We start from the raw sequence: 8,659 nt of genomic DNA, 5'->3' as shown, positions 1-8,659 counted from the left end.
ATTAGAAGATTAAGACATGCTAGCAAGAGTAAAATCTTGAAAACGTATTTAGGTTAAAATAAATATTTAAAAAATTCATTTAATTTTTTATTTTCAAATAGTTAGCATATATTTGCCGACCATTTGCAAGAATTAGTTAATAAAAATATATCGATAAATGATTAAAATCGAAATCAAAGAAGGAGAAAATATAGAACGTGCTCTTAAGCGTTATAAGCGTAAACACAGAAATGTGCAGATTATGCAAAATCTTAGAGAGTCTCGTTATTTCACGAAACCTTCTGTAAAGAGAAGAAGAGAGATTCAGAAAGCTGAATACATCCAAGGGTTGAGAGACGCTGAAGACGTATAGACGTTTTTATCATATAAGTATATAAAAGAGTAGCATTGGTGTTGCTCTTTTTTTATGCACGGTATTTTGATAAATGCTATAAAACTGGTTTAAATATGTTCTGTTTCAAGCAAATCTAAAATTCACCACCTTTATTCTATAAGTAACATCAACATAGTGCTATGCACTTATTTTTTATGTTTTAGCAAAGGCTTATTTAAAACGCAACTTATCTGTTATTGTTTTTAACGACATGAAAATTTTCTTATTTTTAGAATATCAAATAACTATAATGAGAGGAATTCTTTGTGAGATTCCTTTTTTCAAAGGAATTGTATGCCAGTAATAAAACCCGTTAAAGGAAAACATCCGCAAATACCAGAAGATTGCTACGTTGCAGAAAATGCAACCATTGTTGGTGACGTTATTATCGGAAAACAATGTAGCGTATGGTTTAATGCTGTCATTAGAGGTGACGTCCATTTTATAAAAATAGGAGATAAAGTAAATATTCAAGATGGAGCGGTGATCCATGCCACCTATCAAAAATCACCAACAACTATTGGTAATAATGTGTCTATTGGACATAATGCTATTGTGCATGGTTGTACTATAAAAGATAATGTACTCATTGGAATGGGTAGCATAATTATGGACGATTGTGTTATAGAAAGCAATAGCATTATTGCTGCAGGCGCAGTAGTCACCAAAAATACCCTTGTAAAATCTGGAAGTATCTATGCTGGTGTTCCTGCAAAGAAAGTAAAAGATATTAGTAAAGAATTAATCTCTGGAGAAATTGATCGTATTGCTGATAACTATGTGGAATATTCTAGTTGGTTTAAATCCTAAACGCTCAACTTCAAGCGTTCTATCAAACCCACAACATCTTTAATTTTATTTAAAACATCAGAATTTAATACTGTGGTGAGTTGTGCGTTTTCTAACTTTAAAATGGTTGGGTAGGTCATTTTTACACTAGGAAATTTTGCTTCAAATTCATCTTTATGATAAAATTCCATATCTAAATGACTTTCGGCTCTAAAACGCCTCCAGACTTTATTTTCAGAGACCGTATCGTAGGTTAAAGCACATAAACTGCACATATAAGTAGAAGGACTCACTAATTTATGACCAGCATGACATAGTGCATTAAAAAGACCAGAATTGGCATTATATATAAACAGCAGTTTCATATAGGTTTAGTGTGTATTTGTGCTTACACCTTACAATTTGTTTGTATGAGTCATTCCATATCAACCATGACTAAAATGAATGGTATAAAATGTGTAATTCTGATAAATATTCGTCTAAAAATCTAAATAGGACGTTTCGAATTGATCATTCAAAATCGACTTTAAAATTTCTATGTCACCATTTGAAAACAATTGTATCCTTGCAGTTACATCAAAATCATTCAAGAGGTCATATGAAGACAGAACCGCTTTTGTCTGCCTAGCAACAGCTAAACCAGAATCAATTATCTTTACATGCGCTGGAAGCATTTTACTAAGCATAGGTATCAGGTAAGGATAATGCGTACATCCTAGTACTAAATAATCTATATTATGCTTTAGCATAGGCTCTAAATAGATTTTTAAAAGAGCCGTCATTTCACTAGAATGTAATTGACCTGTTTCAATCAGTGGCACAATGCCTTCTCCTACTTGTTCAACGACTTTAATGCCATGCGCATATAAGTCTGTCGTTTTATGAAAAAGCTGACTGCTTAAAGTGCCTTTTGTAGCCAAAATACCTACAGCTTTAGTTTGTGTGTTTAAAGCAGCGGGTTTTATTGCAGGCTCTATACCTATAAAAGGTATAGCATAATTTTCTCGTAAATAATCTATTGCATTTGTCGTTGCTGTATTACAAGCTACTACAATAATTTTACAACCTTTTGCCAAAAGTAATTCAGTATTCTTAATACTTAATTGCAGAATTGCGTCCTTTGATTTACTGCCATAGGGAGCATTTTTGCTATCTGCTAAATAAATGCAATGCTCATTTGGTAATAGGGCATGAATCTCCTTTAAGATCGATGTACCTCCAATTCCGGAATCAAATATGCCAATAGCTGCTTTACTCATTTGTACAAAAATAAAAAGTCGCTCCTTACGAAGCGACTTTCTAAATGTTTATTTTTAATTAGACTTACATCGCTAATTGTTTCTTTACATCTGCCATAAGATCTTTTCCGTCTGCAACGATTAGCATCGCTGAATCCATAACATACTGAAAACCTTGTGCTTTAGCCACTGCCTTAATCGCATTATCAGCTTTCTCTACAATTGGCTTTAAAAGATTAAATTCTTTTTCTTGTAAATCTTTTTGAGCTTGCTGCTGATACTGGCTTAAACTCTGCTTCATACCTTCTACCTCTTGCATACGCTTTTGGTTTTCCTCATTGGTCTGCGTTGGCTCTTCAGCTGTGTATTGTTTCAACTTTGTATCTAACTCTTTAAGCGAACCTTGTATGGTAGCTTGATACGTTTCACCTAATTTTTCAATTTCAGCTTGCGCTGCAGCATATTCTGGCATGGCTTTAATCAATTCTTGCTTATTGATGTGAGCAGTTTTACTTTGCGCTGTTGTAAAACTTGTTGCACCTATAAAAAGTACCGATGCGAATAATAATGTTTTTAAATGTTTACTCATGTCGAATTTATTTAAGTTTTTGTGTTCGTGAATCTTTAATTTCATTTTTGTTAATTGTATTTGTGTGTTATAAATTACTAGTTGTTTTCTTCGTTTTTCTTAGCCTTTGCAATAGAATCGAGACGTTTTATCTGTTTTTCTCTTTCCGCACGCGCTTTTTTTCGTTCTTCTAAAATTTTCTTTTTTCTGTCTTGCAAAGCCTTTTGTCTTGCTTCTCTATCTTTTAATTTTTTCAGCCGAGCCGCCTCAGCTATTTCTACAGCTGTTTTCGGTTTTTCTGTGTCTGTTGTATCCTTTTTAACTGCACTTTTTAATTTTGTACTATCTGACTTCACAGCTAATTTTGCTTTAGAAGTTGTATCCTTTTCCAAAGGTGTAACATCAGCTCCAGGAGGTCTAGAATTCTTATTTCGTGCTGCTAACGCTTTTTCACGTCGTGCTGTAGCTTCTTGCTTCTTAGCCGCTCTTATTTCTGCCTCGGCATTTTTTCTATCCTCAGCGGCTTTTGCACGTTTTGCACGTTCAGAATTGGCAGGATTTTCTTCTGAAATAGGGGCATCATCACTATTCTCAATTGTCTCATCACTAGGATTAGATTTCTTATTTCGATCCGCTATTGCTTTTTCTCTGCGCGCTACAGCTTCCTGCTTTTTAGCGTCTCTTAATTCTTCTCGTGCCTTTCTTTGCTCCTCTGCTGCCTTTTCGCGTTCTGCACGTTGCGCTGCTAACTGCTCTTCACGCTTTGCCTTTCGATCTTCCAATGCTTTCTGGCGATCGTCCTTGTCTGCACTTACTATAGGAATGACCTGTTCATCTTCTAATTCTTTGCGCTCTTTTTTGTTTTTTGCTTGCGATCGCTTCGATGTTCTCGTGATGGTTCTCAAAACCTGCTCACTCATATCGTAGCGTTCTGCCGCATATAAAACCACAACATCAGCAGATTTATCTATAACATAATCATACTTTTTAGTTTCTGCAATTTCTTGAACCGCTGCAAAAATCTGATCTTGAATCGGTTCAATTAATTGACGCTTCTGAATCATTAAATCTCCTTCTGGTCCAAAACGCTCCTGCTGATAAGCTAAAACCTCAGCTTCTTCAAAAGTGATATCTTCAAACCGTTCATTGTACAATTCTTTGGTTAAAAGGACGCGTTCATTATCGAGTTCCTTTTTCTTTTGAGCAATGGCATTCAATTTAGTTTCAATCTCCGTTTTCCAACCTTGCACCTTTTGGTCTAATTGTGCGGAGGCTTGTTGGTACTCTGGTACATTTTGTAAAATATATTCAGTATCGATATAACCTACTCTTACTCCACGCTGTGCACTGGCACTAAAGCTCAACAAACTTATACTACCTATTAAAAAAAGAACTTTAAATTTCATCATTTCTGTTATGTTTTTTGAGACATTGTGTTCTCGTAAAACTAAATATTTTATAAGTTTAGAGATACTAGTCTTCAAATTTAACGAAATATATTCTTAAAAATTTTAACACTGCGATGAAATCGTTATTTAGCTATTAGAAAATATCGTGCCAAACTTAAAATTGTTGTCCGATTATAAAGTGCGTTTCCCATCTTCTAGGTGAAGTTCCATTAGGTAAATCATCAAAGGCATGACCAAGATCAATCCCTAATAAACCGAATGCTGGCATAAATATTCTCACACCAAAACCTGCAGATCTTCTGAGATTGAAAGGATCGAAATCTTTAAATTCATTTACAGCATTACCAGCTTCTAAGAATGATAAAGCATAAATTTTAGCCTGCGCACCTAAAGTAATTGGGTAACGTAGCTCTAAAGAAAATTTATTGTAAATAGTACTTCCATCTTGTGACGATAACGATTGGTTTGGATAACCACGAAGTTGTACAATCTCCCTTCCATCTAATGCAAAATTCCCTAAACCATCACCACCAACAAAGAAACGCTCAAAAGGAATAACACCACGCGCATTATCATAGGCACCTAGAAAACCAAACTCTACACTTGGTCTTAAAACTAGACTCTGCTTACCAATCTTTACGAGCGACTGGTACCAATCAGCCTTAAACTTTATTTTATAAAATTCTAACCATTTAAAACGTTCTTGATCGATTTCGGCGACTCTTGCAGATGCCGCATCAACAGCTTCTCTTTCTTGAAGTGTGGGATTTTGATTTACTCTAAACTCGTCAATAATTTCGTTATTTTCGGCTCTTTCGCGCTGTAAAGCATCGTAATCTACACCATTAACCATAGAATAAGGGAACGAAAACTTAGCTGAGGCTGAAAAATTTGAACCTCCCGTTGGGAAAATAGGATCGTTATAGAGGTTATTTCTGGTTAAACCAATAGTATAAGACAAGTTATTTGAGCTACCATCACCAAAAGTAAATAAACCTGTATTATAATTCTGAAGGTCGTAATGCTGGTAACTTAATGCTTGTGATAATAAAAAGTAATCATCTGGCTCAGACAGTCGTGTGGACAAGCCGAAAGTTAAACCCGTAATATTAAAACGTCTGCTTCTATCTGCTCTTCTTGTTTGAGGATCAAATAAAAATTGTCTTGAATGTGAAAGCGATGTTGACATTTGAAATGGTTTTTTTCCACCAAACCAAGGTTCACTAAATGAAAAACTATAGGTTTGAAAAAACTGACTTGCTTGAAGTCTTAGGGCTAAACTTTGACCATCACCTCTCGGAACAGGCTTATAGGCTTCTTTATTTAAAATATCTTTTATAGAAAAGTTATTAAATGACAAGCCAAGTGTACCTATAAAACCACCTCCTCCGTAACCACCTTGCAGTTGTATTTGACTAGAACCTTGCTCCACAACAGAATATTCTACATCTAAAGTACCATCTACAGGATTTGGATTCTTAACATTTGGTGCAATTTGTTGCGCATCAAAAAACCCTAATTGTCCTAATTCTCTAATCGTTCTAATGATATCTGTTTTTCTGTAAAGTTCACCTGGACGTGTTCTTATCTCTCTATAAATCACGTGATCGTTTGTAACATCATTACCAACCACTGTGACATTATTAAAATAGGCAGGTTTTCCTTCTGAAATACGGATTTCCATATCGATAACGTTACCTTCTGCACTCACCTCAACAGGGTTAATGGTAGAAAACATATAACCAAAATTCTGATAAGCATTGGTAAGGTCAAGGGCATCTGGATTAGTATCATCAGCGATACGTTCTCTTAATTCTACACCATTATAAGTATCACCTTCTTTTATTTGTAATAAACTTGCTAATTGTCTATCTGAATATACCGTATTACCAACAAATGTAATTTTACCAAATGTATATTTTTCTCCTTCTTCAACTTTAATATCCAGACTAATGGTTTTTTTATCTAAATACGAGATGGAATCGGAAATGATTCTTGCATCACGATAACCATTTTCTTTATAATAATCCACTACACTTACCAAATCAGCTCTAAAATCATCTTCAATATATTTAGATCTTTTAAGCAACCTTAGTGGACTTAAACTTTTTTGCTTGGTACTTTTCATGGCTTTACGTAGCTTTTTCTCAGCTATTATTTCGTTGCCTGTAAAATTAATCGTCTTTATTTTTACTTTTTGCCCTTTATCAATATCAATACGCATATTAACGCGCTCTTTCTCGACAGAATCAATAACTTCTGAAGTATTAATATTCACTTTAGTATTTAAAAATCCTTTCTTTCGATATTTATTTGTGAGGTAGTTTTTAGTGGTAGCAATTAAGTTTTCTGTGACTTTTTGGCCAGACTTTAATTTATTCTCTTCAATAATTTCTTCTTTTTTACCTTTTCTTATCCCTTCAATAGTGATCTCTTTAAGTTCAGGTAAATCACTAAGATTAATTTCTAAATTAGCTGTGCTCCCATCGATATCAGTAATAAAAATATCTATACTACTAAAAAGGTTTGATTTCCAAAGTGTTTTTACAGCATTGGCTATTTTTTCACCACCCACTTGAATTTCCTCATTCTTTCTAAGTTTAGAATAGGCAATGATGGTTTGTGCGCTAAAGTTGGTGTTTCCTGAAACAGTAATATCTTTTATAAGATAGGTTTCACCACCTTGGTCTTGTGCGTAACTGGTAAATGAAATTGTAAAGAAGAATGCAATACAAATACGTGTTATAAATGATTTCAATATTGCGTTATTAGGTAAGTTGTTCGCTTGTTTTTCCAAATCTTCGTTCTCTGTTTTGATAGTTTATGACAGCTTCATATAGATTTTCTTTATTAAAATCTGGCCATAAAATATCTGTAAAATATAATTCCGCATAGGCTATTTGCCAGAGCAAAAAATTACTAATGCGTTGTTCACCACTGGTACGAATAAGTAGATCCACATCTGGTAAATTTCGTGTGTAAAGATGCTTATTTATAATTGATTCGTCAATACTTTCAGGAGAAATTATATTATTTTTAACTTTAACCGATAATTCCCTAATAACATTCACAATTTCTTCGCGCGAGCCATAACTTAATGCTAAAGTTAGTGTCATATGAGTATTGGTCTTTGTGTTTTCTATAACATCTAAGAGTTCTCTATGCGCTTTTTTAGGCAAATCTTCTAGGTTTCCAATAGCACAAAGACGTATACCATTGTCTTGAAGTGTTTTAATTTCTTTCTTTAAAGACTTTACTAAAAGTTTCATTAACGTTTGTACTTCTAACTTTGGTCTGTTCCAATTTTCTGTAGAAAATGCATACAAGGTTAAATTTTTGATTCCTAATTCTGCACTTGCTTCTACAGTTTGCCTTACCGATTTGGTACCATTTTCATGACCAATAGCACGCAATAAACCCTGTTGTTTTGCCCAGCGTCCATTACCATCCATTATAATTGCTATATGGTTGGGAAGCTTATTCTTATGTATTTGTTCTTTTAAACTCATTTAAAAATTGCAATAGCAAGGCTTTCTGCCGAAGGTGTAAGTTAATGTAATTCCGGTAAACATATACCAATCATTATTATTTGTATTTCCAAAACTGAGGGTACTTCTATCTCTAGAGTCTGGCACACTGCCATCTAGTTCGTCCGAAAACGTATAACGCGCTCCAATCTCTGCGGCTAAGACTAAATGATAAGCAATCTTCGCTTTATATCCAATAGCCATAGGAATACCAAAAGCCCAGCTATTGGTGTTTTCTGATACCAACTCACCTGTTGGTAAAAAGTACGAATTATCGTGATTGGCCACCGTTATACCAGAATATAAATAAGGAGTCGATTTAAAACCACTTTGATGCAGGTTAAAATCTAAAAAGGTAAATTCCATACCTCCTGCAAATTCAATGATACTTGTGTTGAATTCGTAACCACGTTGTTGTCTTCTAGGATCGTCTGATTTCGCATCAACACCATTTAAATCTGTAAAAATTACAGACGCTCTAAATGCATGTCTTGGACTTCTATTCCATTTTACAATAGCACCAAACGCTGGCTGATTTGGTGAAATATAATCTGTAGTACCAACATCACCAATAAAGTTACTTCCACCAGCAAATACACCAACCTCATAAATTTGAGCTTCAGTATTGTTAGCTATAAATAGACTTAATAAAATTAGAAAAATATACCTCATAGATTTTTCAAAGTTTGCAAATATAACAATTAACATTTGTGTGTAACAATTTGACGTAAATTGTCTTACAGATAAACAAATTT

The 8,659-nt window shown here is 34.1% G+C and carries 9 protein-coding genes; 2 read left to right on the top strand and 7 right to left on the bottom strand.

Annotated elements, in window-relative coordinates; genetic code table 11:
- Positions 1 to 157 precede the first annotated feature (157 nt).
- Positions 158 to 352, top strand: coding sequence for a 30S ribosomal protein S21 (rpsU, locus tag AB8B52_RS13855; protein WP_406029130.1), 195 nt, complete (start codon positions 158 to 160; stop codon positions 350 to 352).
- A gap of 315 nt (positions 353 to 667) precedes the next feature.
- On the top strand, positions 668 to 1,183 hold the full coding sequence (locus AB8B52_RS13850) for a gamma carbonic anhydrase family protein (RefSeq protein ID WP_406029128.1): 516 nt from the start codon (positions 668 to 670) through the stop codon (positions 1,181 to 1,183).
- Here AB8B52_RS13850 and AB8B52_RS13845 read toward each other — a convergent pair.
- The 7 genes from AB8B52_RS13845 to AB8B52_RS13815 form a co-directional block, all read right to left on the bottom strand.
- Positions 1,180 to 1,527 (bottom strand): GTPase, encoded by a 348-nt coding sequence (locus tag AB8B52_RS13845; RefSeq protein ID WP_406029126.1) that lies wholly within the window; start codon positions 1,525 to 1,527, stop codon positions 1,180 to 1,182. The two genes, AB8B52_RS13850 and AB8B52_RS13845, sit on opposite strands and share 4 nt — an antisense overlap.
- A gap of 114 nt (positions 1,528 to 1,641) precedes the next feature.
- A complete protein-coding gene (murI, locus tag AB8B52_RS13840; protein ID WP_406029124.1) occupies positions 1,642 to 2,421 on the bottom strand; it encodes a glutamate racemase in 780 nt (259 codons plus the stop codon).
- A 64-nt stretch (positions 2,422 to 2,485) separates the two neighbouring features.
- Entirely contained in the window at positions 2,486 to 2,989 is a 504-nt protein-coding gene (locus tag AB8B52_RS13835; RefSeq protein WP_406029122.1) for an OmpH family outer membrane protein, read from the bottom strand.
- Positions 2,990 to 3,066: 77 nt separating this feature from the next.
- Complete coding sequence (locus AB8B52_RS13830; protein ID WP_406029120.1) at positions 3,067 to 4,377, bottom strand: OmpH family outer membrane protein; 1,311 nt, start codon at positions 4,375 to 4,377, stop codon at positions 3,067 to 3,069.
- 154 nt (positions 4,378 to 4,531) lie between these two features.
- On the bottom strand, positions 4,532 to 7,174 hold the full coding sequence (gene bamA / locus AB8B52_RS13825) for an outer membrane protein assembly factor BamA (protein WP_406029118.1): 2,643 nt from the start codon (positions 7,172 to 7,174) through the stop codon (positions 4,532 to 4,534).
- The gene (locus tag AB8B52_RS13820) at positions 7,146 to 7,886 is read right to left on the bottom strand and encodes an isoprenyl transferase (RefSeq protein ID WP_406029116.1); all 741 of its coding nucleotides are present in this window, start codon (positions 7,884 to 7,886) and stop codon (positions 7,146 to 7,148) included. The genes bamA and AB8B52_RS13820 overlap by 29 nt, the downstream gene beginning before the upstream one ends.
- Entirely contained in the window at positions 7,887 to 8,576 is a 690-nt protein-coding gene (locus AB8B52_RS13815; protein WP_406029114.1) for a DUF6089 family protein, read from the bottom strand.
- Between the last annotated feature and the right edge of the window lie 83 nt (positions 8,577 to 8,659).

Source organism: Winogradskyella sp. (genome assembly GCF_045105575.1).
GTDB lineage: Bacteria > Bacteroidota > Bacteroidia > Flavobacteriales > Flavobacteriaceae > Winogradskyella.
Note: the sequence above shows the minus strand (reverse complement) of the source record. Positions and strands in the feature narration are given on the sequence as shown.